The 26,017-nt window shown below is 63.1% G+C and carries 26 protein-coding genes; 6 read left to right on the forward strand and 20 right to left on the reverse strand.

Translation table 11 applies throughout. The features are described 5' to 3' along the window. Positions 1 to 99: 99 nt before the first annotated feature. The 9 genes from AC070A_RS04910 to speB form a co-directional block, all read right to left on the reverse strand. Entirely contained in the window at positions 100 to 879 is a 780-nt protein-coding gene (locus AC070A_RS04910) for a carbon-nitrogen hydrolase family protein (protein WP_112994649.1), read from the reverse strand. Then, on the reverse strand, positions 876 to 1,676 hold the full coding sequence (locus tag AC070A_RS04915; protein WP_112994650.1) for an ABC transporter permease: 801 nt from the start codon (positions 1,674 to 1,676) through the stop codon (positions 876 to 878). Before AC070A_RS04915 ends, AC070A_RS04910 begins: the two co-directional genes overlap by 4 nt. Beyond that, the gene (locus AC070A_RS04920; RefSeq protein ID WP_058320742.1) at positions 1,673 to 2,527 is read right to left on the reverse strand and encodes an ABC transporter permease; all 855 of its coding nucleotides are present in this window, start codon (positions 2,525 to 2,527) and stop codon (positions 1,673 to 1,675) included. Before AC070A_RS04920 ends, AC070A_RS04915 begins: the two co-directional genes overlap by 4 nt. Next, entirely contained in the window at positions 2,524 to 3,561 is a 1,038-nt protein-coding gene (locus tag AC070A_RS04925; RefSeq protein WP_113737716.1) for an ABC transporter ATP-binding protein, read from the reverse strand. Before AC070A_RS04925 ends, AC070A_RS04920 begins: the two co-directional genes overlap by 4 nt. 119 nt (positions 3,562 to 3,680) lie before the next feature. Beyond that, positions 3,681 to 4,760 (reverse strand): ABC transporter substrate-binding protein, encoded by a 1,080-nt coding sequence (locus AC070A_RS04930; protein WP_058326474.1) that lies wholly within the window; start codon positions 4,758 to 4,760, stop codon positions 3,681 to 3,683. 110 nt (positions 4,761 to 4,870) lie between these two features. Next, entirely contained in the window at positions 4,871 to 5,518 is a 648-nt protein-coding gene (locus AC070A_RS04935) for an amino acid ABC transporter permease (protein WP_113737714.1), read from the reverse strand. Continuing rightward, entirely contained in the window at positions 5,515 to 6,183 is a 669-nt protein-coding gene (locus AC070A_RS04940; protein WP_057249003.1) for an amino acid ABC transporter permease, read from the reverse strand. The genes AC070A_RS04935 and AC070A_RS04940 overlap by 4 nt, the downstream gene beginning before the upstream one ends. 61 nt (positions 6,184 to 6,244) lie before the next feature. Beyond that, positions 6,245 to 7,039, reverse strand: coding sequence for a transporter substrate-binding domain-containing protein (locus AC070A_RS04945; protein WP_057249002.1), 795 nt, complete (start codon positions 7,037 to 7,039; stop codon positions 6,245 to 6,247). A gap of 86 nt (positions 7,040 to 7,125) precedes the next feature. Beyond that, positions 7,126 to 8,187, reverse strand: coding sequence for an agmatinase (gene speB, locus AC070A_RS04950; protein ID WP_065374416.1), 1,062 nt, complete (start codon positions 8,185 to 8,187; stop codon positions 7,126 to 7,128). A gap of 223 nt (positions 8,188 to 8,410) precedes the next feature. On the opposite strand from speB, the gene AC070A_RS04955 reads away from it, so the two are divergent. Together AC070A_RS04955 and AC070A_RS04960 are read left to right on the forward strand one after the other, a co-directional pair. Continuing rightward, entirely contained in the window at positions 8,411 to 9,457 is a 1,047-nt protein-coding gene (locus AC070A_RS04955; RefSeq protein ID WP_057249123.1) for a LysR substrate-binding domain-containing protein, read from the forward strand. An 80-nt stretch (positions 9,458 to 9,537) separates the two neighbouring features. Continuing rightward, entirely contained in the window at positions 9,538 to 10,716 is a 1,179-nt protein-coding gene (locus AC070A_RS04960; protein WP_113737713.1) for an aminotransferase, read from the forward strand. Positions 10,717 to 10,740: 24 nt separating this feature from the next. Here AC070A_RS04960 and AC070A_RS04965 read toward each other — a convergent pair whose 3' ends face one another. From AC070A_RS04965 to AC070A_RS04995, 7 genes are all read right to left on the reverse strand, one after another. Beyond that, the gene (locus AC070A_RS04965) at positions 10,741 to 11,586 is read right to left on the reverse strand and encodes a DMT family transporter (RefSeq protein ID WP_113737722.1); all 846 of its coding nucleotides are present in this window, start codon (positions 11,584 to 11,586) and stop codon (positions 10,741 to 10,743) included. A 212-nt stretch (positions 11,587 to 11,798) separates the two neighbouring features. Beyond that, a complete protein-coding gene (locus tag AC070A_RS04970; protein ID WP_113737712.1) occupies positions 11,799 to 13,232 on the reverse strand; it encodes an aldehyde dehydrogenase family protein in 1,434 nt (477 codons plus the stop codon). A 16-nt stretch (positions 13,233 to 13,248) separates the two neighbouring features. Further along, a complete protein-coding gene (locus tag AC070A_RS04975) occupies positions 13,249 to 13,983 on the reverse strand; it encodes an MBL fold metallo-hydrolase (RefSeq protein ID WP_057248997.1) in 735 nt (244 codons plus the stop codon). A gap of 4 nt (positions 13,984 to 13,987) precedes the next feature. Then, positions 13,988 to 15,088 (reverse strand): ABC transporter ATP-binding protein, encoded by a 1,101-nt coding sequence (locus AC070A_RS04980; RefSeq protein ID WP_113737711.1) that lies wholly within the window; start codon positions 15,086 to 15,088, stop codon positions 13,988 to 13,990. Then, complete coding sequence (locus AC070A_RS04985; protein WP_093235635.1) at positions 15,085 to 15,876, reverse strand: ABC transporter permease; 792 nt, start codon at positions 15,874 to 15,876, stop codon at positions 15,085 to 15,087. Before AC070A_RS04985 ends, AC070A_RS04980 begins: the two co-directional genes overlap by 4 nt. A gap of 2 nt (positions 15,877 to 15,878) precedes the next feature. Next, a complete protein-coding gene (locus AC070A_RS04990; protein WP_112994659.1) occupies positions 15,879 to 16,763 on the reverse strand; it encodes an ABC transporter permease in 885 nt (294 codons plus the stop codon). Between the two features lie 104 nt (positions 16,764 to 16,867). Further along, positions 16,868 to 17,962, reverse strand: coding sequence for an ABC transporter substrate-binding protein (locus AC070A_RS04995; RefSeq protein ID WP_057249122.1), 1,095 nt, complete (start codon positions 17,960 to 17,962; stop codon positions 16,868 to 16,870). A gap of 119 nt (positions 17,963 to 18,081) precedes the next feature. Between AC070A_RS04995 and AC070A_RS05000 the strand changes: the two genes are divergently transcribed. Both AC070A_RS05000 and AC070A_RS05005 read left to right on the forward strand, forming a co-directional pair. After that, positions 18,082 to 18,699, forward strand: a complete 618-nt coding sequence (locus tag AC070A_RS05000) for a TetR/AcrR family transcriptional regulator (protein ID WP_057248993.1) — start codon at positions 18,082 to 18,084, stop codon at positions 18,697 to 18,699. 54 nt (positions 18,700 to 18,753) lie between these two features. Next, a complete protein-coding gene (locus tag AC070A_RS05005) occupies positions 18,754 to 19,146 on the forward strand; it encodes a YybH family protein (protein ID WP_057248992.1) in 393 nt (130 codons plus the stop codon). Positions 19,147 to 19,444: 298 nt separating this feature from the next. On the opposite strand, the gene AC070A_RS05010 is transcribed toward AC070A_RS05005, so the two are convergent. From AC070A_RS05010 to AC070A_RS05020, 3 genes are all read right to left on the reverse strand, one after another. After that, on the reverse strand, positions 19,445 to 20,359 hold the full coding sequence (locus AC070A_RS05010) for a transglutaminase-like domain-containing protein (RefSeq protein ID WP_113737710.1): 915 nt from the start codon (positions 20,357 to 20,359) through the stop codon (positions 19,445 to 19,447). Between the two features lie 395 nt (positions 20,360 to 20,754). After that, positions 20,755 to 22,068 carry an NAD(P)/FAD-dependent oxidoreductase gene (locus AC070A_RS05015; RefSeq protein ID WP_162771019.1) on the reverse strand — a complete coding sequence of 438 codons (1,314 nt, stop codon included), beginning with the start codon at positions 22,066 to 22,068 and terminating at the stop codon, positions 20,755 to 20,757. Next, entirely contained in the window at positions 22,065 to 23,432 is a 1,368-nt protein-coding gene (locus AC070A_RS05020; protein WP_057248989.1) for a glutamine synthetase family protein, read from the reverse strand. The genes AC070A_RS05015 and AC070A_RS05020 overlap by 4 nt, the downstream gene beginning before the upstream one ends. Positions 23,433 to 23,551: 119 nt before the next feature. On the opposite strand from AC070A_RS05020, the gene AC070A_RS05025 reads away from it, so the two are divergent. Next, positions 23,552 to 24,244 (forward strand): GntR family transcriptional regulator, encoded by a 693-nt coding sequence (locus AC070A_RS05025; protein ID WP_058326486.1) that lies wholly within the window; start codon positions 23,552 to 23,554, stop codon positions 24,242 to 24,244. Positions 24,245 to 24,570: 326 nt separating this feature from the next. Next, positions 24,571 to 25,674, forward strand: a complete 1,104-nt coding sequence (locus AC070A_RS05030; protein ID WP_113737708.1) for a M24 family metallopeptidase — start codon at positions 24,571 to 24,573, stop codon at positions 25,672 to 25,674. Between the two features lie 80 nt (positions 25,675 to 25,754). On the opposite strand, the gene AC070A_RS05035 is transcribed toward AC070A_RS05030, so the two are convergent. After that, positions 25,755 to 26,012: a hypothetical protein gene (locus tag AC070A_RS05035; RefSeq protein ID WP_113737707.1), complete on the reverse strand. Its 258-nt coding sequence runs from the start codon at positions 26,010 to 26,012 to the stop codon at positions 25,755 to 25,757. Between the last annotated feature and the right edge of the window lie 5 nt (positions 26,013 to 26,017).

Genomic DNA, 26,017 nt, shown 5'->3' on the forward strand with positions numbered 1-26,017 from the left:
GAACGTTCCCTCACGGTGAACAATCACCCCCGCATCGTCGCTGAAAAAGCACCTAGTTCACGGTTGCCACCAGCGAGATCGGGCGCAACCCGCACACCCTCAACGCCGATTGAGATCGCCGAGATAGGTGTTTTCAAGGCGGGAGATTGCATAGGCCCGCGGGTCGATCTCGACCAGCAGCATGGTTTCCTGCCCTGCCCCCGCCTTGGCGAGCAACTGCCCGTCGGGTGCGGCAATGCGCGACAGGCCGGCGAAGGAAAACAGCGGGTCCGAGCCGTGATGATTGATGTAGGCGACGAACACCTGGTTTTCGAAGGCGCGCGTCTGGATCATGTGCTCGGCGATGAAATTACCGGACCAGCCGGCCGGAAGCGCCGTCGGCACCAGCACGGCCTCTGCACCAGCCAGAGCCAGCCGTCGCACGTTCTCCGGAAACTCGACGTCGTAGCAGATCAGCATGCCGCAGGTGACGCCACGGTGCACGAAGAGCCGGGTCGACGGTTCCGGCGCCCGGAAGATCGCGCGCTCGTAATCGCCGTAGAGATGGGACTTGCGGTAGATGACCGGTGTTGCCTCGCCGTCGACGTAGACGGCGCTGTTGTAGACGTCGTTGCCGTCGCGCTCGGCAAAGCCGGCGATGATCGCAATGCCGGTCTCCGCCGATATCGCCTTGAGACGCTGAACGATCGCACCGTCTGCGGGCTCGGCGAGCGCCGTCAGCGCCTCACCGGCGCCATAACCGGTGACGCCGAGCTCCGGCGTCAGCAGCAGCGTCGCGCCTTCGGCCGCAGCATCCTTGGCGGCGCGCGCGATGCGGTCGAGATTGGCGACGACGTCACCCGCCGCCGACTGCATCTGGAGAGCGGCGAGCTTCATCATTTTCCATCCGACGACATGGCACCGAGCAGCTTCGGCAGGTCGCCGAAGCGGGCGACGAGACCGAAGATCACCGCAGCCGTCGTGACGAACAGAACCGTCACCGAAGCCATGGTCGGCGTGTAGCCGTAGCGAAGCGCGTTGAAGATCTTGATCGGCAGCGTTTCCACGGTAAAGCCGACCGTCATGTAGGCAACGATGTATTCGTTGAGCGACAGCACGAAGGCGAAAGCATAGCCGGAGACGATATAGGGCAGGATCAGCGGCAGCACGACGGTGCGGAAGATCGTGCGCTCGTCGGCCCCCATGGTCGAGGCTGCCTCGACCAGCGAACGGTCGATCGAGGTAAAGCCGAGCGAAAGGGTCACCAGCGGCAGCGTCACGAAGAAGATCGCGTGGCTGACCACGGCCGTCCAGGGTTGGCCATAAAAGCCGACCGTCGCCCAGAAGGTGAGCATGCCAAGCGCGGTAATGACCGGCGGCAGGGTAAAGGGTGCGACGCCGAGAAGCTGGAAGATGTTCGCCCAGGGCGCGATACGCCGCCACAGGAACCAGGAGAGCGGCAGCGCGATCGCAACCGCAAGGGCTGCCGAAAGCATCGCCAGCGTCACCGAGGCAAAAAGGGCGTTGCGCCATTCCGGATTGAGGAAGATCTCGCCGTACCAGGAGAGCGAAAAGCCCTGGGGTGGAAAGGCGAGCGTCTGCTTCTGATTGACCGAAACGCCGGCAACGACGATCAGCGGCAACGACAGGAACAGGCCAATCAGGAAGAAATAGGCCTTGCGGAAGATCGAGGTCATGCCGCTTCTCCCTTGCGTCCGGCAATCACGGTGAGTGCCACGAGCCCGAGCGTCACGAGCACGAGGAAAACGGCCATGGCGGCGGCGAACGGCATGTTCGACTGGTAGATCGCCTGGTCGGTGATCAGCACCGACAACGTCCAGTGCTGCGGCCGGCCGAGAAGCTGCGGCAACAGGTAGGAGCCGAGCGCGAAGATGAAGACCATGATCAAGGTGGCTGTGATGGTGTTGCGAAGCGCCGGCACGACCACGGTGAAGAAGGCTTTGAGCGGCGAGGCGCCGAGCGTGCGCGCCGCTTCCGTCAGGGTCGGATCGAGACGCACAAGCGCCGGGAAAAGCACCAGCACCGTATAGGGGAAGGCCTGGTAGACCATGCCGGTCAGCACCGCACCAAAACTCGGCGTCAACGCCTTGGCCTCGGCCATTATGCCGAGCGCGACCAGGATATTGGTGATGCCGGCGGTGCGCGAAAACAGCGTCGACCAGGCAAAGCCGATGATGACTTCCGACAGCGACAGGATCGACAGAAGCGCCACCAGCCAGACGACCTGCACCTTCCGCGCCATGCGCGTCAGCATGTAAGTGAAGGGCAAGGCGAGCACGACGCAACAGATCGCCACGATGATGGCGAGCATCAGCGAGAAGCCGAGCACCCCGCCGAAGAAGACCGAGAGGAAGCGGGCGTAATTGTCGAAGACGAACGCCGGCGTATAGAAGCCGCCCTGCTGGCGCTGGAAGAAGCTGACGGCGATCATCGTGCCGAAGGGCACGACAAAGAAAATCGTCAGCATCGCTGCGGGAAAGAGGAGTGGCGCGTAGTCGCCGAGGGTCTGGGGCGGTTCGCGTCTCATTTCTTCAGCACCACGCAGACATCGGGGGTAAGCGCGATGCCGACCTCCTGGCCGACGGTGACGTCGGGCCGGGCGCGCGGCGTGGAGACGGCAACGATCTGATGTCCGGCGATGTCGACGAAGGTTTCGATCGTGCCGCCGAGATCACGCACGAAGGTGACCTTGCCGGTGAGCGCGCCGGCGCCAGGGGCAGTTAGGTGCACGTCTTCCGGGCGCACCGACAGGGTGCCCTTGGCGGCACCGGCCGGCAATTCAAGGCCGGGGACCGCCTGGCCGAGAACGACGGCGCGGCCAGAGCTGTCGCCCGCAACATCGAGCAGGTTCGTCTGGCCGATGAAGTCGGCGACGAAGCTGTCGGCCGGACGGCGGTAGATCTCGATCGGCGACGCGGCCTGGCGGATTTCGCCACCGCTCATGACGACGACGGTGTCGGCCATGGTCATTGCTTCGCGCTGGTCGTGGGTGACGACGATCGTGGTGATGCCGAGCTTCTGCTGAAGCTGGCGAAGTTCCACCTGCATCGCTTCGCGCAGCTTGGCGTCGAGCGCCGAAAGCGGCTCGTCAAGCAGGAACAGTTTCGGCGAGATCGACAGCGCCCGGGCGATCGCCACGCGCTGGCGCTGGCCGCCGGAAAGCTTGGCAACGGGCCGGTCGGCATAACCAGTCAGATGGATCATCGACAACAGTTCGTCGACGCGCTTCTTCTGGTCTTCCTTTGCCGCACCGCGGATGCGCAAGGGATAGGCGATGTTTTCGCCGACGGTCAGATGCGGGAACAGCGCCAGCGACTGGAACACCATGCCGAGGTTGCGCTTGTGCGTCGGCACCCGGGTGATGTCCTCGCCGTCAAGCCGGATCGCGCCGCCCGTCGGCAGGTCGAGGCCAGCGATCATCCTCAGAAGCGTTGTCTTGCCGCAGCCGGACGGTCCGAGCATGCAGACGAAGGTGCCGTGCGGCACCGTCAGGTCGACGTTGTTGACGGCCCTAAAGGTTCCGAATTCCTTGACGACGTTTTGAAGGGCAAGTCCGGACATTGTTTCTCCGCGGAAAAGTCCCCTCCGCCTCATGGGAGGGGTTCAGGCGGGGAGCGGCCGGCAGCCCCTCCCCGTCGTTAGGTCGGTGTTTCTCCCCGATGACCGGGGAGCAGGCAGGATCAGCCGACGATCAGCTCGGTCCACTTCTGATTCAGCCAATCCGACTTCGTCTGGTAGAGATCGTAGCGCGGAACGATCGGCTCGATGTCCGACGAAACCGCTGCGAATTCCTTGTCGGTGAGATCCGTGACCTCGCGCTTGACGGTCGGCGACGTCCCGACCTTACGCGACAGCGTCGCCTGGATCGAGGGCTGGCACATATAGTCGATGAAGATATGGGCCTCTTCCGACTTCTGCGAGGCACGCGACAGCGCCCAGCAACCGGAATCCTGAATGCCGCCTTCCTTCGGGAAGGTCGAACGAACAGGATGGCCGTCGGCGGCGGCAAGGCCGGTCACGTCGTGATAGTACTGGCCCATCGGGATTTCGCCCGACTTCAGCGACTGTTCGAACTGCGCCTCGTCGCGGTACCACAGGCGAACGTTCGGCTTCACTTCGGCAAGCTTGTCGAATGCCTTGAGCAAGCCTTCTTCCGTGTCGAGCGCGTTGGTGCCGCCCATGAAGGTCTTGGCCGTCACTTCGAGCAGGAACGAGTTGGAAACGAGCGCCAGAAGGCCGAGCTTGTCGGCATTCGCCGGATCCCAGAAGGCGGACCAGGAAGTCGGCGCTTCCTTGTAGACGTCGGTGTTGGTCACCAGCGTGATGTACCAGGAGACGGCGCCGATGCCGGCGATGCGGCCATCCGGATACTTGTTGACAAAGCGATCGAGCAGGTCCGATGCGTTCTTGATCTTCGCCGTATCGATCGGCGTCCAGAGATCGGTCGATTGGCCTTTCAGCATTGCCACCTGCGACATCATCGAGACGTCGGCCGGCGCCTGGCCGGCGCGGGCGGCCTGTTCGAGCTGGACCAGCCAGGCTTCACCGGTCGGTTCGGCGATCGATTCAACCGCGATGCCGGTCGCCTTGGTAAATTCCGGGAAGATGTTCTTGTCGAACGAATCCTTGAAGTAACCGCCGTAGACGCCGACCTTCAGCGACTTGTCCTGCGCCCGCAGGATCGACGGCATCGCCAGCATGGAAGCGCCGGCAAGACCGGCGCCAAGCAGCGTGCGGCGCTTGATGGGAGTGGTGATCATTCTCGTTCTCCTTTTTGTTTCGGCGTTGCCCGCCTCGTTCCCTGTTGTATTTGATTCCTTACATGTTTTCAGTCCGGGGCGCGATCAGGATGCGCCCCAAAATCCGTGGCCTAGTGCGCCGGCGCGCTCCGCTCGAGCATGCGCGCATATTGCGTTAGCGGATAACACAGCACGAAGAAGATCACCGCAACCAGCCCATAGACCGTGAAAGGTTCGAAGGTTGCATTATTGATCGCATTGGCGGTTCTGAGAAGCTCCTCGAAGCCGATGATCGAGGTGAGCGCCGTGCTCTTGATCAACTGCACGAGGAAGCCGACGGCGGCCGGCCGGGTAATGGCGAAGGCCTGCGGCAGGATCACGAGGCGCAGTTCCTGAAGCCGATGCAGCCCGAGGCTTGCACCGGCATCCCATTGCCCGCGCGGCAATGCTTCCACGCCGCCGCGCCAGATCTCGGCAAGATAGGCGCTGGCATAGAAGGTGAGCCCGAGGGCGGCCGCCGTCCAGGGTTCGATGCGGAAGCCCAACATCGGCAGACCGAAGAACATCAGGAAGAGCTGCATCAGGAGCGGCGTGCCCTGGAAGAGCGCGATGTAGCCCGAACCGAAGCGGCGCAACCACGGGCGTTCGGAGATGCGGGCCGCAAGGATCGCCAATCCCACAGCGGCACCGCCCGCGAAGGCGACGCCAGACAGAAGCACGGTCCAGCGTGTGGCGAAGATCAGGTTGCGCAGGATGTCCCAGAAGGTGAATTCGATCATGACACGCCGGCTCCCAGCACACGCCGGCCGCCGGCAACGAAGAGCCGCCGGACGGCCATCGAGAGGGCGAGGTAAATCAGCGTGACGACGAAATAGGTCTCGAACGAGCGGAAGGTACGCGCCTGCAGGAGATCCGCTTCGTGCGCCAGTTCCCGCACCGCGATCTGCGAGACGACCGCCGATTCCAGCATCATGATGATGACCTGGCTGGTGAGCGCCGGGAAGATCACCTTCAGCGCCTGCGGCAGGATGATCTTGATGAAGACCTGTCGCGGTTTCAGCCCGAGCGCAAATGCCGCCTCGCTCTGCCCCTTCGGCACCGCATCGAGCCCGGCCCCGACGATCTCGGTCGTATAGGCGGCCATGTTGAGCGTCATCGCCACGATCGCCGCGACGATCGGGTCGAGGCGGATACCGAGGCTCGGCAGGCCGAAATAGATGAAGAACAACTGCACCAGAAACGGCGTGTTCCTGACGACTTCGACATAGACGGCCACGGCCTTGCGCAGCACGGCATAGCGGCTGCGGCGGGCGGCCGCGAAGAGAATGCTGATCAGGATGCCGAGCACCGTCGTGCAGGCGATCAGAAACACGGTCATAGCCGCGCCATGGGCGATTGCGCCCGCGGCGTCCTTGAGCCAACCGAAGCTGAGGCCGTAGCCCATCGTCGCAACCTTTCGAACAGGTCCGCGAGAAGCAGGGCTCCTCGCGGCCATCAGGCTCTAATTAGTCCTTGAGGTTGTCGGGGTTGAGCGGCGTCTTCAGCCAGGACTCGGAACTCGCGTTCAGCTTGCCATCGGCAAGCATCTTGGCGACCACGTCGTTGACCGCCTTCTTCAGGCCGTCTTCGTTCTTGTTGAGGCCGATATGCGACGGCGAAGTCAGAAGCTGGAACTTCTGCTCCGGCTTCAGCGCCTCCTGGCGCGCCAGCACCTGGGCGCCGACGTCGTTGCCGACGACCATCAGCTGGGCCTGGCCGGAGATGAAGGCCTGGATCACGGCATTGTAGTTGTCGAAGCGCTGAATGTCGGCGTTGGCGGGAGCCGCCTCGGTGAGCGAGGTGTCCTCGAGCGTGCCGCGGTTGACGGCAATGGTCTTCTCGGCAAGGTCTTCCTTACCGGCGACCTTGAGCTCGGCCGGACCGATGACGGCGATGTAGTAAGGTGCGTAGGCGGCGGCGAAGTCGATCACCTCGGCGCGTTCCTTGGAGAAGCCGACGCTCATCAGGATGTCGACGCGCTTGTCGTTGAGATAGGGAATGCGGTTCTGGCCGGTGACGCTGACGAGGTTGAGCTTGACGCCGAGGTCGTCGGCGATCTGCTGCGCCACGTCGACGTCATAGCCCTTGATGCTCATGTCGGCGCTGGCCGAGGAGAAGGGTGGGAAGTCGGAGAAGATGCCGACATTGATCTGGCCGGCGGACTTGATATCGGCAAGTGCATCAGCCTTGGCGATGCCGGCGGCCGCACCGAGCATCAGGGCGGCAGCGAATGCTGTCTTCAGTTTTGCATGGATCGTCATGGTTATTCCCCTACCCGGAAGCTTTGTGATTGTGCAGTCTGGTGGTCGGCCGCCGTTTCCGGTCCGGCAGCCGACAAACGTTTGTGTCAGGCGGACTTGCCGGTAATGGCCGGGCTATAGACCATCAGGCTCAAAATCTCGAAGAGCACCTGCGCGCCGGCATGGGCCGTGTTGGTCGTCGAATCGTATTGCGGCGCCACTTCGACGACGTCGCCGCCGACGAGGTTGATGCCCTTGAGGCCGCGGATCAGTTCCAGTACCTCGCGGGTCGTGAGACCGCCCACTTCCGGTGTGCCGGTGCCCGGCGCAAAGCTCGGATCGAGGCTGTCGATGTCGAAGGAGAGATAGGTCGGGCCGTCGCCGACGATCTTCTTCGCCTTCTCGATGATCGCGGGAATGCCGAGGCCGGTCACTTCTTCGGCGTGGATGACGGTCATGCCGGACTCGTAGGAGAACTCCCAGAGATATTCGGCCGAGCCGCGAATGCCGATCTGCACGACGCGGGTCGGATCGAGCACGCCGTCGAGCACGGCGTTGCGGAACGGACCGCCATGGTGGAACTTGGTAAGATCGTAGGCGCCGCCGGTGTCGCAATGGGCGTCGATGTGGATCATGCCGACCGGACGCTTCTTGCCGACCGCCTTCAGGATCGGATGGGTGATCGAATGGTCGCCGCCGACCGAGAGCGGAAGAACGCCGGCATCAACGATCTGGTTGATGCGCTTTTCGATATCCTCATGGCTGAGCTCCAGCCGGTAGCGGCTCTGGAACGGTACGTCACCGATATCGGCGACACGCAGTTCCTGCACCGGCGTGCAGCCGAGCACATGGTTATAGGGACCGATGCGCTCGATCGAACGTAGCGCCCGCGGTCCAAAGCGGGAGCCCGGGCGGTTGGTGACGCCGAGGTCCATGGGAATGCCGACGATCGCCACCTGAAGGTTGCCGAAATCCGGGTTTTCCGCATCGACCGGCATGTGCGGCGCGGTCAGGAAGGTCGGGATGCCGGAATAGGGAGCAAGGCGCGTGCCGCTCTTGTTGAAGATCTTGTCGGCAACCTTGCGGAAGGTGGGGTCGAACAGCTCGCCGCCATGGCTTTCGCCGTATTTCGCCTTCAGTTCGGCAAGCTTGTTGTCGTCCCAGGCCATCGGTTCAATCCTCCGTCATCCATAGCCCGAGGCATGCGCGCGAGGCGCCACAGAATTTTGTCTGCGGATGGGGCCGGCTCATCCGGCGCGATCATGTTCCCCAGGCTTTTTCGCCTTTGTTGACGATTATTAGGCGGCAATTCCCCTAGAAAATCAATTGACATTGTTATAGCGTTTCGTGTGAGAAAAATTCACATAACAGCAATTGCCGGAACCGCTCGATTTGTCCAGCCGCCTGCCGCCCTTGAACCCTTTGCGAGCCTTCGAAGCGACGGCGCGACGGGGCTCCGTATCGGCTGCCGCGCGTGAGCTGAACGTCACTCACGGTGCGATCAGCCACCAGATCCGCGCGCTTGAACTCTCGGTCAAGGCGGCCCTCTTTGAACGGGGCGGCAAGCGGCTGAAGCTGACGCCGCAGGGCGCGCTGCTCCTGCCGGCCGTCACCCATGCCTTTGCCGAGATCGCCGCGGCGACGGCGGCGATGACGCGTCCGACGACGAGCGGCGAACTGCGCATTACCTGCGTTCCCGCACTTCTCTCCTTCTGGCTGATCCCGCGGCTGCATCTCTTCACCGAACAGTATCCGGACGTGCGCCTGACGCTGATCGCTTCCAATGACGAGGCCTATCTGCATTCGCCCGATGTCGACGTCTGCCTGATCTATGGCGACGGCAACTGGTCGGGCGCGTGGGCGAAGCTTTGGAGTCGGCTGGAGCTTTTTCCGGTCGTGAGCCCGACACTGCTCAACATGCGGCCGCTGCGCTCCGTGCGGGATCTGCGCGACCACGTGATGCTGCATGGCGACGACGGCCGCGAGTGGAACACCTGGCTCGCCGCAGCCGATGCCAGTGACCTGCAGCGCGGGCGGCAGCATTTCATGAGCGATGCGCGGCTCTCGACCGAAGCCGCGCTGCACAATCAGGGCGTGGCACTCGGCGACACTATCACCGCCGGCAGCCTGATCGCGCGCGGCGAACTGATCGCCCCCTTCGACCTGACCGTGCCTGCCAACGACGCCTTCTTCGTCGCCTGCCGCAACGAGGTGCTGGCCGCCCCGATCGTGCGCATCTTCATCGACTGGATGTTTTCGACGCTCGAAAGCGACCCTATGCCGGAACTGCAGACTTCGGCCCGCACGATTATTCGCAGCCGGGCCTCGAAATTGGAGCCAACAGATCGTAAATCGGGCAAGGACAGCTTTCAGCCGGTCTCGGCGCCGAGCCGCGCCCGCCGCGCCGATCGCCCGCAGAAACGTAAAGCCAAGGCCTGAGGCAGGATGAGGAAAATGTACGCGGTTTTCCGCCCGCATCCTGCTTCAAACCATCGTGATCTAACGCAGGAACACCCGCCATGCCGCATTTCAACCCGCTCGTCGAAAAGCTCTCGCCGCCGCCCGTGCCCTCGGTGCTGGCCTGGGCGAAGTCCTACGACGGCTCCCGTGGCCCGCTGATCGACCTGTCGCAGGCCGTGCCCGGCTATCCTGCGCATCCGGATATGCTGGCATGGCTCGGCGAGACCGCCGCCTCCACCGCCTATACCGGCTATGGCGCGATCGAGGGCGAAGCAGTGCTGCGCGAAGCCTATGCGGCTCATGTCGCCGGGCTCTATGGCGCGGCGGTGACGGCCGACAACATTCACATCACCTCGGGCTGCAACCAGGCCTTCATCTGCACGGCGATGGCGATTGCCGGCGCGGGCGATACGATCCTGATGACCAACCCCTACTACTTCAACCAGGAAACCACGCTTTCGATGCTCGGGATAAATGTCGAGCTCGTACCCTGCGACGCCGGTGCCGGCTTCCTGCCCGAAGTCGACGCGATTGCTGCAGCGCTTCGCCCCGGCATCCGGGCCCTTGCGCTCGTCTCGCCCAACAACCCGACCGGCGCCGTCTATCCGCCGGAGCTGCTCGCCCGCATCCACGAGGCCTGCCGCGCCAAGGGCGTCTGGCTGATCCTCGACGAGACCTATCGCGACTTCCTGCCCGACGCGTCCATCGCGCCGCACGGCCTGCTTTCGAGCGAGGGCTGGCAGCAAAGCTTCATCGGCCTCTACAGCTTCTCCAAATCCTTCTGCATACCCGGCCATCGCCTCGGTGCCATCACCGCCGGCCCTGCTGTCATCGAGCAGGTGACGAAGATCATGGACAACCTGCAGATCTGCGCGCCGCGCTCGGCCCAGGCCGCCGTCGCCAAGGCCATCCCCGCGCTTGCCGACTGGCGCCAGGCCAACCGCGCCGAGATTGCGGCGCGCGCCGATGCGCTGCGCGATGTCATGAGCCGGTTGCCGAAATGGAAGCTGCAGGCGGTCGGCGCCTATTTCGCCTACGTCCGCCACCCCTTCCCCGATATCGACTCACAGTTCATTGCCGAGAAGCTCGCAAAGCTCGCCGGCGTCGTCTGCCTACCGGGCGATTATTTCGGCGAAGGCCAGGAGAACTACCTGCGCTTCGCCTTTGCCAATGCGGACGCAGAGACGATCCGCAAGCTCGAAGAGCGGCTGGCAAATTTCACACCGCCGGGCCTCTAAGAAGTCAGCAGAAAGCGCGCGGCGCTATCCGCGCCGCGCAATGAGGATCCCGACCAGCACGATCGCCCCACCGATCGCCTGCATCAGGCCGACCGGCTCGGCAAGCAGGATCCAGGCGAGGATTGCCGCCACAACCGGCTGCAACAGCAGGGTCAGCGAGGAAAAGGCGGGCGGTAGGTAGGCGAGCGCATAGGTGATCGCCACCTGCCCGCCGGCATGGCTGACGAAGGCAAGGCCGAACAGCATCGCCCAGCCGAAGGCCGTCGCCGGGAAAAGCGATGGCTCGAACAGTGCTGCCATCGGCAGCATGCAGACCGCTGCCGAGGCCGTGCTCCAGATCATGATGCGCACGGTGCTGAACAGGCTGCGCAGCCGGCCGATCGCCAGGATGTAGCCGGCATAGAACATCGCCGCGACGACGGCGATGCCGTCGCCGACGAGGTTTCCCTCGCCGAGCGCCATCGGGCCACCCTTGAGGGTCACCACCCCGGCAACGGCCGTCACGAGGCCGACTGCAAAGATGGTGCTGATGCGAGCCCGAAACAGAAGCCAGCTTGCGAGCGTCACGAAGACCGGCGCGAGGTTGGCAAGCAATGTGGCGTTGGCGACCGACGTCTTGGTCAGCGCGTAGTGCCAGGCCGCAAGATCGATCGCGAGAAACACGCCGGGCAGGATCAGCAGCGCATATTCCGAGAGCTTTTGCGGGCGCCGGTCATTGGCACTCTCCCCGCGAAACCACGACCACGCGAGCAGCGGGATCAGCGCCAGCGCCACCCGCCAGAAAGCGGTCGCCATCGGCCCCACCTCCGACAGCCGCACGAAGATCGGCGAACCGCCGATTGCAGCGCCGCCGATGAGGAGTGCCGCCATGGCAACGCGATTGCGGGCTGTGGAATGCGATGCGTGGGTCACGGGAGATATCCGGAAGGGGCTTGGTAGCCAGAGGCAAGAGGCCCTGAGCGCTTCGCAGCTATCAGATGGGCGCGGCCGGCGACAACCCCTGCTACCACAAAGCCCGAAAGAAAAAACGGCCGCCGCTGGATGCGACGGCCGATTTTCAATGCGTGGCGCTCCACCGCCGCTCAGGCAGCGTCCGGAACGTGCACGGTCTTCACTTCGAGGAAGTCCTCAAGACCGAAGATGCCGCCCTCACGACCATTGCCCGACTGCTTGTAGCCGCCGAATGGGCTGCCGTAGCGGTGCGGTCCGCCATTGATATGCACCATCCCGGCCCGCAGGCGTGCAGCGACGCGCTCCGCCCGCTTCGGGTCGCCCGTCTGCACATAGGCGGCGAGACCGTAATTGGTGTCGTTGGCAACGGCGATCGCTTCCTCCTCGGTGTCGAAGGGGATGATCGCAAGCACCGGCCCGAAGACCTCCTCACGGGCGATGCGCATGTCATTGTTGACGTCGGCAAAGATCGTCGGCTTGACGAAGTAGCCGGTCTCGAAGCCCTCCGGCTTGCCGGCACCGCCGACGAGCAGACGCGCGCCCTCGGCAATGCCCGCCTCGATCAGCGCCTGCACCCGGCCAAACTGGACGTGGCTGACGAGCGGGCCGATATGGCTGCCTTCCTTGGTCGGATCGCCCACATTTGCCTCGCGGCCGACGCGCTTGGCGATCTCGACCACCTGGTCGTAGACGCTGCGCTCGACCAGCATGCGGGTCGGCGCGTCGCAGGATTGGCCGGAATTGTTGAAGCATTCGAGCACACTGCCGGTCACGCGATCTTCGAGATCGGCATCGGCAAAGACGATGTTCGGCGACTTGCCGCCAAGTTCCAGCGTCACGCGTTTGACGGTCTCGGCCGCATCCTTGCTGACGGCGATGCCCGCGCGCGTCGAGCCGGTGAACGACATCATGTCGATGTCGCGGTGCTTGGAAAGGGCAGCACCCGCATTGATACCGTCGCCGTTGACGAGGTTGAAGACGCCGGCGGGGAAGCCCGCCTCATCGATCATCTCGGCATAGAGCATGGCGTTGAGTGGCGTGAATTCGCTCGGCTTCAAGACGCAGGTCGAACCGGTCGCAAGCGCCGGCACCACCTTCAGCGCGATCTGGTTGATCGGCCAGTTCCACGGCGTGATCAGGCCGCAGACGCCGATCGGCTCGCGCAGGATCACGTCGCCGTTCGGCAGCCGGTCGCGGGTCTTCAGGCGCTTCAGCGCATCGATGAAGCCTTGCAGGTGGCCGACGCCGACATCGGCCTGCTGCTCGCGGGTCATGGTCTTCGGCGCGCCGAGTTCCATGGTGATGGTGTCGACCATCTCGTCATAACGGCGCGTGTAGACGGCGAGCAGTTTTTCGAGCAGCGCCAGCCGTTCTTCGACGCTTGTCTGGCTATAGGTGACAAAGGCCTTCTTGGCGGCGGCCACGGCCCGGTCAATGTCTTCGGCCGTGCCCATCGAGATCACCGCAACAGGCTTTTCCGTCGCCGGGTTCAGGACCTCGAGGTCGTTGGCGACGATGGGATCCACCCAGGCGCCATTGATGTAGAACTTGCGTTTGTCGAGCATTCGCTCCTCCTTCCCGTCAGTTTGTCTTTTGTTTTTCAGCAAGCCAGTCGCGGATAAGCGCTCTGTAACGCTCGCCGGAAAAGCTCGGAAAATGTCCGCCGTGAACGATACGCGCGGGTACCTTCAGCAGCCGTTCCATCGACGCCAGGTAGTCGTCGGCATTGGAATGATAGGTGTCCTCGATCAGCGGCCCATCGTAGACGATGTCGCCGGAGAACATGATGCCGGTCTTCGCCTCGAAGAGCGCGATACCGCCGGGCGAATGGCCAGGCGTATGGATCACGTCGAAGACCCGGTCGCCGAGATCGATATGATCGCCGTCTTCCAAAAGCCGCGTCGCCGGCGCCGCCTTCACCGCGTAGGTGGTGGAGGCATAGGGTTCGGGCGGCAGCGCGTCAAAGATCTCGTCGGCGACGTAAGGGTCGGCGAGCGTGTTCTTGCGCGTCGGATGGGCGAGAAGCTGCGCTTCCGCCGCGTGCACGCAGCGGCAGTCGAACTCGTGATGGCAGCCGATATGGTCGAAGTGGGTGTGGCTGGCGACGGCGGTCAGCGGACGCTCGGTGACGAGCGGCACCCATTCCCTCAGCGACACCACGCCCATGCCGCTATCAACAAGCATGTCGCGGTCGCGGCCGCGCACGTGCCAGATGTTGCAGCGATAGAACTCCTGGATGTAGGGCTCGTCGATGGCGGTGACGCCGTCGTCGAGCCGCCGCACGCGATACCAGTCCTTGGGGGCAATTCTCTGCATGGTGCTACGCATGTCCGCCTGTGGCGGGCAAGGCTACGACGTCGGCAGCGCGCACTGCAAGTGGCACGATCTCGCCTTCGCGCACGCTTGCCGATTGCGGCAGATGCGCCACCAGCGCCCTGGTATCCATGGCACAGGGCTGCAGATGGCAGCGATAATGGGTGCCGAAAAAGGCGCTGCCGGCGACCCGTGCCTCGCCGAGCGCCACGGTCGGTCCTTCCGCCCGGTCGTCGGCGCGGAAATGCTCCGGCCGGATGGTGAGCGTGATGCGGTCACCGGCCTTCGGCGACGATGCCGTGAAATTCTGAGCAGGCAGCGCCAGGCTGCCGAGCGCGGTCTCAACCCGGGCGGAGCTCGCATCCGCCGCCGCAACACGGCCGGAAACGAAGTTGACCTCGCCCATGAAGCCCGCGGAAAACAGCGAACGCGGCCGCATGTAGACCTCCGAGGGCGGGCCGAAATCCTCGATCCGCCCCTGGTTCATCACGACGATGCGGTCGGCGATCGCCATCGCCTCTTCCTGGTCGTGGGTCACGTGCACGAAGGTCGTGCCGACCCGCTTCTGGATCGCCTTCAGTTCGTCCTGCATCTGGCGGCGGAGTTTGAGATCGAGCGCGCCAAGCGGTTCGTCGAGCAGAAGCACGTCCGGATCGACCGCCAGCGCACGGGCAAGGGCCACGCGCTGACGCTGGCCGCCCGAGAGTTCATGCGGCCTTTTGCCGGCGGACGCCTTTAAGCCCACGAGGTCGAGGAAGCCCAGTGCCTTTTCGTCACGCTCGGCCTTGGCAAGGCCGCGCATTCTGAGGCCAAAGCCGACATTGTCGACGAGGCGCATATGCGGAAACAGCGCATAGTCCTGGAACATCGTCGTCGTCGGGCGCTTAGACGGCGCCACATAGGTCATGTCCTTGCCGGCGATGGTCACACGGCCAGCGCTTGGCGACTGGAACCCGCCGAGGATCGAGAGCAGCGTGGTCTTGCCGCAGCCCGACGGTCCAAGCAGGACGATGAACTCACCTGCCCGAATATCGAGCGAGACGTTGTCCAGTGCCGTGAAGGCGCCGAAGATCTTGCTGACGTTTTCGATCGTGACGGAAGCGGTCATTGTTTTTTCGTCCTTCCGAACAGGGAAAGCTCAAGGATGAGGAGCACGGCGACAGAGGCCAGGAACACCAGCGAACCGATGGCATTGGTCTTGGGGTTGAGACCCGAGCGCAGCATGCTCCAGATCTCGACAGGCAACGTCACGTCGAAGCGCGACAAGAGAAAGGCAATGATGAACTCGTCCCAGCTGAAGGTGACGGAGAGGAAGAAGGCGGCGAGGATCGACGGCATCAGCATCGGCGCCGTCACCAACGCCATCACCTTGAAATCGTTGGCGCCGAGGTCACGCGCCGCCCGCTCGATGTTGATGTGATGGTCGCCCATCGAGGCGTAGATGATGGCAAAGCAGAGCGGCAGGTTGATCACCACATGGCCGATCCCGACCGTCATCAGCGACAAGGGAACGTGCAGTGCATTGAGCACTGACAGCAGCCCAAGCGCGATGATCAGGTAGCTGACCGTCATCGGCGCGATCAGCAAGCCGCGCTGCAGGGCCGAGCCCGGCAGCTTGTAGCGCGCCAGCGCATAGGCCGCGAGGAAGCCGAGCAGCACCGAGATGACCGAGGAGGCAAGCGCCACGACCATTGAGTTGCCGAGCGCTGCCATCAGCTTGCGGTCGGCGAAAACCGCCTCGTACCACTGCAGCGAAAAGCCGTTGAAGGGCGGCACCGGCAGCCGGCCGTCCTGGAACGAAAAGAGCACCAGCACGGCAACCGGCAGGAAGATGAAGGCGTAGACGAGGACGAGATAGGTCCAGGACAGAACGCTTGCGGAGATCTTGCGCAACATCGTCAGGCCCTCTCGATCTTCAGCCAGCGGGCGCAGGCAACGTAGGCGACGGTGACGGCGAGCATCAGCACGATCGACAGCGCCGCGGCCATCGGGAAATCCGCCCTGCGCCCAAGCTGCAGCATGATGATCTGCGGCAGCACCAGCTCGTTGTTGCCGCCGAGGATCTGCGGCGTGACATAGTCGCCGATGCAGAGCACGAAGGTGAGAAACGCGCCGGTCATGATGCCGGGCAGGGTCAAGGGCAGCACCACGTGCCAGAAGGTCTGGAAGGCATTGGCGCCAAGGTCGGCGGCCGCGCGGCGGTAGTTGGGCGACAGCTGGATCAGGTTGGAATAGATCGTCAGCGTCAAAAGCATGACGAAGAAATGTACGAAGCCGATGACCGTCGCCGTGCGGGTGCTGGCAAGCTCCAGCGGCTCGGAAATCAGCCCGATGTTCATGAACATCTGATTGATCACGCCGTTCTTCGACAGAACCAGCAGCCAGGAATAGGAGCGGACCACGTAGGAGGTCCAGAACGGTAGGATGGCCAGGATCAGCGCCATGCGCTGCAGCCGCTTCGGCACCCGCTCGGCGATGATCCAGGCGAGCGGATAGGCAAGCAGCACCGAGATCACCGTCACGATGACGGTGATTTCCAGCGAATTGACCAGCCCCTGGAACAGCGCGTTCTCGGAGAAGAAGCGCGCGTAGTTGTCGAAGTTCCAGACGCGGACGAGCTCCCGCCCTTCCCGCTTCCAGAGGCTCATCGCCGCCATGAAGGCGAAGGGCACGACGAAGAAGGCGGCGGTCCAGAGCAGCGCCGGGGCAACGAAGCCCCAGGCCTTGCGCCGGTCGGCGTCTTCGAGCGCTGTCGCTGATGTCAGGGTTCCGGCGTCTGCCATGGCTATCCCGGGGCTCAAGGGTTGCGGGGCATGGTTTGCCCTCGTTCGCCGCCAAGGCGGCGTTGATCAGGCGAACGCGATGCCGATCGCATCCGCCCTTGTCGTTACTGCTGCAGCATCTCCGTCCAGGCGTCCTGGAACTGCTGGTCGAGTTCGGCCGACGGGATCGGATAGAGCTGCGTCTTCTTCAGGTATTCGGCCTGCTCGCTGAAGCGCAGCGCCGTCTTCTGCTGGTCGTTCAGGAATTCACCCGCCTTGGCGTTGGCCGGCATCGCCCAGTAGCAGGACGAGGTCGCAAGCCGCGCCTGGCCTTCCGGACTCAAGATGTACTGCACGAATTTCAGCGCCAGATCCTGCTTGGTCGAATCCTTCATGACGCCGATCGATTGCGCCCAGCGCACCGCACCCTGCTCCGGAATGGTCCAGTCGAGGCTCGGCTTGTCGGCCGAGAGAACCGCGGTGATCCACTCGCCGCCGCCGACGAGAATGTCGACTTCACCGGTCGCAAGCGCCGTCTGCGAGGACACGACGTCGCTCACCTGTTTCGACACGGCGCGCATCGCCGCAAGCTTTTCCTTGATCGCCGGCATGTCCGCTTCGGTCAGCTCGGAGGTCTTCTTGCCGAGGCCAAGCCCGACGAGACCGATCATCGGCAGATAGTAGTCATAAAGCGCGATGCGGCCCTTGTACTTGTCCGACCAGATGACCGACAGGTCCTGCATGTCCTTCGGGTCGACCTTGGTCTTGTCGTAGGAAATCGTGTTGTAGCCGAACTTCTCGGTGACGGCGTAGGTCTTCCCGTCCTTGGTGTTGTTGGCCTCCATGCGGACTTCCGGGAAGATGTCGGCGGTCGGCAGCGCATCGGCAGGCATTTCGGCGAGAAGATCGAGATCGATGGCGCGGTGCACATCAACGCCGTCGATGACGAGCACGTCCCAGTCGCCGGGCTGCGATTGGTCGAGGATCGAGAGCCCTGCCCCGGTGCCCTCATAGACCTTGACGTTGACCTTGACGTCATTGGCCTTCTCGAACGGCTCGAGCAGCGCCGGATCGGTGTGGTCGCACCAGACGAGCGCATTGAGCTCTTCCTGGGCGAAGACGGGTGCAGGCGCTGCAACCGCCGACAGCGTGGTGATCGCGATTGCGGCGCTGGAGGAGAGAAAACGGCGCAGGGGCGCACCGTCACGAACTGACTGCATCATGCTGTTGCCCTCATGGTTTTGACGCTCGTTTCGGCGTCTTCAAAAAAAGATTGAATGAATTCATTTTTTAAGTCAATCTCAATTTTGAACCAATTCATAATTCGGGGAAACATCAGATGACGGGACTGCGCGCACGGCAAAAAGCCGATCGGAACCGGCGGATTCTTGACGCCGCCGCCGTGCTTTTTCGCGAAGTCGGCTATGACAGCGCGCGCATCGAGGACATCGCCGAGCGCGCCGAGATCTCGGTCGGGACCTTTTACAACTACTATGAAAACAAGGGCGACATCCTGCTTGCCACCGTGTCGATGGAAGTCGAGGAAGTGCTCACTGCCGGCCGCTCGATCGTCGACAACCCGCCCGCCTCCGTCATGGGTGCCCTGGACGCGCTGATCGGCGAATACTACGACCACTCGCTCTTCTATCTCAGCAAGGAGATGTGGCGCACCGCCATGGCAATTGCCATCCAGCAGCCCGATGGCCCGTTCAGCAAGCGCTATACGGAACTCGACCGCCGGCTCTGCGATCAGATCTCGACCCTGATCCTCAAGCTGAAGGCCAAGGGTGTCGTCGCGCTCGATATCGACGCCGAGGCGGTCGGCGAGATGTTCTTCAACAATCTCAATATGATGTTCACCGAGTTCGCCAAGCGCGAACCAATGACGCTCGACGACCTGAAAGCCCGCGTTTCCCGCCAGAACCGTCCGCTCGCGACACTGATCTCGGCCCGCTGACCATCACAAAAACACGACCGGAGCAAATCTGCGCCCGGAAAAAGAGGAAACACGATGCAGGATCTCGAACAGTCGGTGCTTTCCGCCGCCGACCGGCTGGTTGCCGCCTTCGCGCGGCACGACCGCGCTTCCTATTTTTCGGCCTTCGCGCCGGATGCCACCTTCATCTTCCACACGCTGGACCGGCCGCTTCTGAGCCGTGCGGCTTATGAGGCGGAATGGGCCCTCTGGGAGGAACGGGATGGTTTTCGGGTGCGCGCCTGCCGTTCGAGCGAACGGCATGTGCAGGCGGTGGGTGATGTCGCGGTCTTCACGCACCGCGTCGAGACGGAACTGGAATTCAATGGCGAACCGGCGACGGCGGACGAACGGGAAACGATCGTGTTCCGGCGGGCATCGTCAGGCGATTGGATCGCCGTGCACGAACATCTGTCTCGCCAAAGCTGAATCAAGAAAGATCAGAAAGCGCCCACGACGACGGCGCTGACGAAGGAGAATGCGGCCACGATCGCAATTGCGTGCGGGACCAGATGGACGAACGACCGGCGCTGGGGTGCTGATGCATAAGCCGCGTATCGGGATTGGACCATCGGCCTCGAAGCGTTCATCGCGTCTCTCCGTCATTCACTCGCGGGATTTAGTCCGCCTTCTCTCTTGTTTTCCTATATTTTCGATTGAGTTTATAGATATTATTTTCCTCTAAATGCGCATGTCGTAAAAAATCGGTTCGGCGAAACCGTCGTCGTTAATGGCGATTGCGGTCGCGGTCCAGGAGGTGTTTCGACCAGGTTTCGCTGAACCACGGGGTCAGCAACGAAACATCGGAGCCGTGATGCGAACGCGTGAGCGCACTGTCGGTCTCGACACAGGTCCAGACGGTGAAGGCCGTCAGTTCGTGCTTGCCGAAAGTCTGGATCAGCGGAATGTCGGCCGCGTCACGGCCACGGGCGACCGCAATCCGCCCTGCCCGTCGCTGATTGTTCTTGGCGTCGAACGTATGCCAGCGATCTCCAAGAAAGACTTCGAACCACGCGTTGAAATCCATCGGCGCCGGATGATCGCTCTTCGGGATGTCGGCCATGTAGCCGTTCACATAGCGCGCCGGCATGTTCATGCAGCGGCAAAAGGTGATCGCCAGATGCGCATAGTCGCGGCTGACGCCGACGCGATCCTCATGGGCTTCGAGCGCGGTGCGCATTGCCTGGGCATAGCCGTAGCTGAAGACCAGGCGCTCATGCACATAGTCGCAAATCGCCTGCACGCGCTGCCAACCGGCAGGCACATCTCCGAACAGTCGCCACGCGAGCGCACCGAGCCGATCGGTTTCGCAGTAACGGCTGGCCGCGAGATAGGGTAGCCAAGCGGCCGGCAGGTTTTCGACCGGCACAGCATCCGCCAGCGGATCGGAGGCGTCGAGCCTGCCGTCATCCTCGATCACCGCGTCATAGGAAAGCTTGAAGTCGCCTTCGGGCACGGTCATCCGGAAACATGTATTGCCATGCGGATCGGTGATCTCTTCCATCTTCACGATTGGCATGGAAACCGGCCCATGTTCGCGCCGAAGAGTTGCGCGCCGTTCCGGCACGACGGAAAGATAGGTCATCATCGGGGTCGGTTGCGGGCAACGAATGCCGATTTCATAGCCAAAGCGCACGAACATCTCGAGGCCTCCCAGGAAATCAATCGGGAGTCATATGCTCCCCGCCTGCCTTGCCCGCAGAAATGCGGGCCCTCCTTGGTATCCGTTTGCACGCGAGCACCGCTCCCACGGATTGGCCGCATGCCAAAGATGCAACGGGCCCTTCGAACGGGCGAACCGATGCGCTACAGCGCCGCGCGTCTTATCGGACGCGCAAAGGTCGCTGTAGCACTTTGATTTTCTGCATCCTCAAATCGGCGACGATTTGAGGAACCGTGCAGTAAGGGATTAATACTAGCGCATCAGCCGGCAAGGCGGAATTACACTCCGCGGGAAATCTGCCATTCGACTCGCGCGCAAGGGGCGTGGCCGGCTTTATGGCAAGCCACCCCATCACAGAGCATCGGCCTTTTGCCCTACAATCCGACCGCGTCCTTGAACTGGTACCACCAGGAACCGATCGTCGAATATTGCGCCCGGAACATGCGCCCGCCCGGGAAGGGATACCAGGGCAGCTTTTCGAAGACGTCGTAGCGCGTGATGTCGCCATCGATCGCCTCGGCGAGCGTGCGGCCGAAGAGATGCGATCCGGTGACCCCATGGCCGCTGTAGCCGTGGGCGAAATAGGTGTTGCTGCCGATCCGGCCCATCTGCGGCACGCGCGTGAAGGAGAGCGCGAAATTGCCGCTCCACGCATAGTCGATCTTCACGCCCTTGAGCTCAGGGAACACCTTTTCAAGATTGGGCTTCAGCTTGGCGACCACATCGGCCGGATCGGTGCCACCATAGACGGTGCCGCCGCCGAAGATCATCCGCTTGTCGGCGGAAAGCCGGAAGTAGTCGAGAATATAGCGCACGTCCTCGACGCACATGTCGCTCGGGATCAGCGAATGGGCGAGCTCTTCGCCGAGCGGCGCCGTCGTGATCATCTGCGTCGAAACAGGCATGACGCGCGAAACGAGCTTCGGCACCGCGTCGCCGAGATAGGCATTGCCGCAAAGCACGACAATACGTGCCGAAACCTCGCCGCCTTCGGTATAGACGGTCGGCCGCGCCGCCTCGTGGTCGACGCGCGTCACGGGCGACTGTTCGTAGATCGTGCCGCCGATGCTTTCGAGCGCGCGCGCCTCGCCGAGCACGAGATTGAGCGGATGCATGTGCCCACCGGTCGTGTCGAGCATGCCGCCGCAATAGGCATCCGACGTGACGAGCTTGCGAAGCGCGTCACGATCGAGAAGCTGGTGATCGTCCATGCCGTATTTACGCCAGAGCGCCTGCTTGGCTTCGAGTTCCTTCATATGCGCCGGCGTATAGGCGGCATAGATGTTGCCCGGTTTCAGGTCGCAGTCTATCTGATAGTGGCTGACGAGACGACGGATGATCTTGCCGCCTTCCTGCACCAGCCCGCCGATGAAGCGCGCGGCGTCGTCGCCGTAGCGGCGCTGGATCGTCGATAGGCTGGCGTTGAGGCCGTTGACCACCTGGCCGCCGTTGCGGCCCGAAGCCCCCCAGCCGACCTGCGCGCCTTCGACGACGACGACCTTGTAGCCTTTTTCCGCAAGGTGGATCGCCGTCGACAGGCCGGAGTAACCGGCACCGACAACGCACACGTCGGTCTCGACGCGGCCCTGAAGTCGGACCGGCGTGCGGATGATGTTGCGGGATGCGGCGTAGTAGCTGGTCGGGTAGCTGCCGTCGCCGGCATAGGAGTTCTGTTTCGTGAGCATCAGACAATTTCCAGATAGGCGCTGAATTCGTAATCCGTGACCTGCTCGGCAAAGCCTGCAATCTCCTGGCGTTTGCAGGCGATCAGCATCGAGCGCAGCACGGGATCGAAAATTTCGGCGGCAATCGGTCCTGCCTCGAAGCTATCGACCGCTTGCCCCCATTCCGAGGGAATTTTGGGCAGTTTCTCCGCTGCATAGGCCCGACCCGAAACAGGCGCCGGTGGCTTCCACTTGTTGCGGATGCCAACGAGGGCAGCGCCGAGGATCGCGGCGATGACGAGATAGGGATTGGCGTCGGCTCCGGCGACGCGATGCTCGATGCGGCGCGCGGCCGGATTGCCGCCTGGAATGCGGATTGCCGAGGTGCGGTTCTCATAGCCCCAGCAGACGGCCGTCGGCGCGTGCGTGTCCGGCCTGAGCCGCCGGTAGGAGTTGAAATGCGGCGCAAACAGCAGCGTCGTCTCGGCCATGCCGCGCAAGAGGCCGGCAACGGCGTTCTTCAGCATTGGCGAACCTTCGTCGCTGCCGTCGTTGAAGACGTTGTTGCCCTCCTCGTCGAGCAGGCTGAAATGGATATGCATGCCGTTGCCCGACCGTGTGCCGTAGGGCTTGGCCATGAAGGTGGCGGCGAGGCCATGCTTGCGCGCGACACCCTTGACGATGCGCTTGAAGAAGATAGCGTCGTCGGCCGCCTTCAGCGGGTCGTCGGTGTGGAGTAGATTGATCTCGAACTGGCCGATGCCGTTCTCGGCGATCGCCGCATCCGCCGGCACGTTCTGCCGGGCACATTCCTTGTAGACGTCCGAGAAGAACTCGCCGAAATCGTCGAGCTCGTCGATCGACAGGATCGCATCGGAATCGAGGCGCTTGCCGGTATAGGGCGAGATCGGCGGCACCGCGCTGTCGGGCTCCGGATCGATCAGGTAGAACTCCAGTTCGGTCGCAACGACGGGGCGAAGACCGAGTTCCTGATATTCGCGCACGACCGCCGCCAGCGCCTGGCGCGGATCGGCAAGAAACGGCTTGCCGTCCTCAAGCTGCAGCCAGAGCGGCACCAAGGCGCTCGGCCGGGAGGTCCAGTTGACCGGCAGCGCGCCGCGGCCGGTGACACCGCAGATACCGTCGCGGTCGCCGCTGGCGAACACCTGCTCGCTGTTGATGATATCCTCGCCCCAGACATCGACCCCGACGATCGAGAGCGGCATGCGGATGCCGCCGCCGAGCACCTTCGCCGCCTGCTCCACCGGCACGCGTTTGCCCCGCATGATGCCGTTGAGGTCGCAGACCACCGCCTGGATGCTTTCGATCGGCCCGTTCTGCTCGAGCCATGCCTTGAATGCGCTGGGGTCTTCCGCGTCGAGCGACATATCGCAAATCTCTTTTTGTGATCACATTTTGTGATAGTTGACATAATTCAGGAATTGGAGTCAAGCATCGGCAATGGTATCAGGCGCATGAAGGACGCCAGGCAGAAGGATATGCGATCGTGAAACCCCTTGTTTTGCCGCCACTTGCCCGACCCGACGGCATGACCACGCATGACTATGCCTTCAACCGGCTGCGCCAGGCGATCATGGTCGGCGCCTTCCGCCCCGGCACATCCGTCACCATCCGCGGCCTTGCCGAAGCGCTCGAAAGCAGCCCGACGCCGGTACGCGAGGCGCTACGTCAGTTGACGTCGATCGGCGCGCTGCAATTCCTTGAGAACCGCCGTATCGTCGTGCCGCACATCACGCCCGCGCGTTTCGAGGAGCTGATCTTGCTCCGTATCGCGCTCGAAAGCCATGCCGCCCGCCGGGCTGTCGCCCATCTCTCCGAGCGCCAGATCGAGAAAATCACGGCAATCGATGACAGTATCGAGACGGAGATCCGCAAGGGGAACAAGGTGGCAGCGCTGATCGCCAACCAGGCGTTCCATCGGATGATCTACACGGCCAATCCGGATCCGGTCGCCATGCCGCTGATCGAAAGCGTGTGGCTGCAACTCGGGCCCATCCTCGGCATCGCCATGGAGCACGTCACCGAACTCTATGTCGTGGATCGGCACCGCGAGGCCATCGATGCCCTTAGGCGGCGTGACGAGGAGGCCGTTGCCGATGCGATCGCTGCCGACATCCGGGAGGGGATCGGCGGCTTCGACCAGCAGGCGGTCGCGCGCCTTCTGCGGCTGGCGGCCTGAGCCGACGGCAGGCCACGGCCTCATAAATTTTAGTGTGACTAAAATTCCGTATTGACAACGCTCAGGCACGGCACCAAAGTCGTGAAAATACAGATGCATAGCGACGGGAGGCGCGAGCCTTCCGGCCCAATGCCCGCGTATTCGAGGGGGAGGAGTCCGCTTGAAGAGCCAAAGATTTTCAGCCTGGGGCAACACCTGCGCCGGCCTATAGCATTCCCCAAAACCGCCACATCACGCCGGTCCGCCCGGCCACCCCATCCGCCCGTCGATGAGCGCTACAGCCGCGTGAATGGCGAGCGCATCCTCAAGCCAGAACTGGAAACACCATGAACGAACTCACCAAGAGCCGTTTTGCTGCGCTCCGCCGCAAGATGGCCGAAAGCAAAGTCGGCCTCGTCGCGCTCGCGCCCGGATCGTACATGGATTGGCTGATCGGCTACCATCCGCATCCGGACGAGCGCCCCTGCCTGCTTCTGATCGGCCCGGAAAAGGAAGCCTTCCTGATGCCTGCGCTCAACGCCGAGGGCACGCGCGAACACACCGACATCGCCTTCCACAACTGGGCTGATGACGTGGGCCCAACCGATGCTCTGACGTCTGCCCTCGCCGATGTCGGCGCGGCTGCACCTGGCTGCGTCGTGCTCGACGAGACCATGCGCGCCGATTTCGCCCTGCTGCTGATCGATGCGCTGCCGGAGGATACCGCGCGCGAATTCACCCCGGCAACGCTCGGCGCCCTGCGCATGCGCAAGGACAAGAGCGAATACGCGCTTTTGAAGATGAACGCCGGCATCGCCGACCGCGCCATGCAGGCGGCGTTTTCCAAGATCCGCCCGGGCATGACCGAGAAGGAACTGGCCGCCGAGATCCGCGGACACTTCTCCTCGGAAGGTGCGGCCCCGGCCTTCTGGATCGTCGGCGCCGGCGGCAATGGCGCCTTCCCGCACCACTCGGCGAGCGAGCGGGTGATCGAGGAAGGCGATGCCGTGGTCATCGATATCGGCGGCCGCAAGCAGGGTTTCCCGAGCGACATCACCCGCATGGCAATCGTCGGCCGCGCGCCTGAGGGATACGGCCAGATCCACACCATCGTGGAAAGGGCCGTGCAGGCAGCGTTGAAGGCCGCCCGTCCCGGCGTGCTCGCCAAGGATGTCGACGCGGCCGCCCGCAAGGTGATCAGCGATGCCGGCTACGGCGAATACTTCGTTCACCGCACCGGCCACGGCATGGGCATCGACGGCCATGAGCCGCCCTACATCACCGCCACTTCGGAAACCGTGCTGGAAGAAGGCATGGTCTTCTCGATCGAGCCCGGCATTTATCTGCCCGGCCGCTTCGGCATCCGGCTGGAAGACATCGTCATCCTGCGCGAGGACGGGCCGGAGGTTCTCTCTTCCCTTCCCCGCGACGTTCACGTCGCCAAGGCCTGATCAAACAAGATCTGATCAAAGTTGCGGCGCCTTCTGGCGCCGCTTCTCTTTGTCCGGTTCGCTTGGCAGCACAGCAATGCCTATTGGGTCGGCCGCTTGCGGGGTTTCGTCGTCGTGTTGCCGGCTGGACCATCCTGGCCGGGACGTTGCCTGTAGGCTGGCTGCCGCTGTTCGACCGGCGGCCAGATCCAGTAATAGCCATAGGGCTTGCGCTGGACGCCTTCGTAATACTCGCCCTTTCTGGTGCGCATCTGCGCTTCCGCATCGCCCGCGACGCCCGTCACGGCAAAGACCGCGCCCACCGTGGCGATGGCAAACAGATATCCCGATTTCAACATCTTCA

It is taken from the genome of Ensifer sp. GW101-20A05, from assembly GCF_059424735.1.

Excerpts from the sequence above, each read along its gene's own strand:
- AC070A_RS04910 (WP_112994649.1), bottom strand. The coding sequence starts at position 879 with ATGATGAAGCTCGCCGCTCTCCAGATGCAGTCGGCGGCGGGTGACGTC.
- AC070A_RS04915 (WP_112994650.1), bottom strand. The coding sequence starts at position 1,676 with ATGACCTCGATCTTCCGCAAGGCCTATTTCTTCCTGATTGGCCTGTTC.
- AC070A_RS04920 (WP_058320742.1), bottom strand. The coding sequence starts at position 2,527 with ATGAGACGCGAACCGCCCCAGACCCTCGGCGACTACGCGCCACTCCTC.
- AC070A_RS04925 (WP_113737716.1), bottom strand. The coding sequence starts at position 3,561 with ATGTCCGGACTTGCCCTTCAAAACGTCGTCAAGGAATTCGGAACCTTT.
- AC070A_RS04930 (WP_058326474.1), bottom strand. The coding sequence starts at position 4,760 with ATGATCACCACTCCCATCAAGCGCCGCACGCTGCTTGGCGCCGGTCTT.
- AC070A_RS04935 (WP_113737714.1), bottom strand. The coding sequence starts at position 5,518 with ATGATCGAATTCACCTTCTGGGACATCCTGCGCAACCTGATCTTCGCC.
- AC070A_RS04940 (WP_057249003.1), bottom strand. The coding sequence starts at position 6,183 with ATGGGCTACGGCCTCAGCTTCGGTTGGCTCAAGGACGCCGCGGGCGCA.
- AC070A_RS04945 (WP_057249002.1), bottom strand. The coding sequence starts at position 7,039 with ATGACGATCCATGCAAAACTGAAGACAGCATTCGCTGCCGCCCTGATG.
- speB (WP_065374416.1), bottom strand. The coding sequence starts at position 8,187 with ATGGCCTGGGACGACAACAAGCTTGCCGAACTGAAGGCGAAATACGGC.
- AC070A_RS04960 (WP_113737713.1), top strand. The coding sequence starts at position 9,538 with ATGCCGCATTTCAACCCGCTCGTCGAAAAGCTCTCGCCGCCGCCCGTG.
- AC070A_RS04965 (WP_113737722.1), bottom strand. The coding sequence starts at position 11,586 with ATGGCGGCACTCCTCATCGGCGGCGCTGCAATCGGCGGTTCGCCGATC.
- AC070A_RS04970 (WP_113737712.1), bottom strand. The coding sequence starts at position 13,232 with ATGCTCGACAAACGCAAGTTCTACATCAATGGCGCCTGGGTGGATCCC.
- AC070A_RS04975 (WP_057248997.1), bottom strand. The coding sequence starts at position 13,983 with ATGCAGAGAATTGCCCCCAAGGACTGGTATCGCGTGCGGCGGCTCGAC.
- AC070A_RS04980 (WP_113737711.1), bottom strand. The coding sequence starts at position 15,088 with ATGACCGCTTCCGTCACGATCGAAAACGTCAGCAAGATCTTCGGCGCC.
- AC070A_RS04985 (WP_093235635.1), bottom strand. The coding sequence starts at position 15,876 with ATGTTGCGCAAGATCTCCGCAAGCGTTCTGTCCTGGACCTATCTCGTC.
- AC070A_RS04990 (WP_112994659.1), bottom strand. The coding sequence starts at position 16,763 with ATGGCAGACGCCGGAACCCTGACATCAGCGACAGCGCTCGAAGACGCC.
- AC070A_RS04995 (WP_057249122.1), bottom strand. The coding sequence starts at position 17,962 with ATGCAGTCAGTTCGTGACGGTGCGCCCCTGCGCCGTTTTCTCTCCTCC.
- AC070A_RS05000 (WP_057248993.1), top strand. The coding sequence starts at position 18,082 with ATGACGGGACTGCGCGCACGGCAAAAAGCCGATCGGAACCGGCGGATT.
- AC070A_RS05005 (WP_057248992.1), top strand. The coding sequence starts at position 18,754 with ATGCAGGATCTCGAACAGTCGGTGCTTTCCGCCGCCGACCGGCTGGTT.
- AC070A_RS05010 (WP_113737710.1), bottom strand. The coding sequence starts at position 20,359 with ATGTTCGTGCGCTTTGGCTATGAAATCGGCATTCGTTGCCCGCAACCG.
- AC070A_RS05020 (WP_057248989.1), bottom strand. The coding sequence starts at position 23,432 with ATGTCGCTCGACGCGGAAGACCCCAGCGCATTCAAGGCATGGCTCGAG.
- AC070A_RS05030 (WP_113737708.1), top strand. The coding sequence starts at position 24,571 with ATGAACGAACTCACCAAGAGCCGTTTTGCTGCGCTCCGCCGCAAGATG.
- AC070A_RS05035 (WP_113737707.1), bottom strand. The coding sequence starts at position 26,012 with ATGTTGAAATCGGGATATCTGTTTGCCATCGCCACGGTGGGCGCGGTC.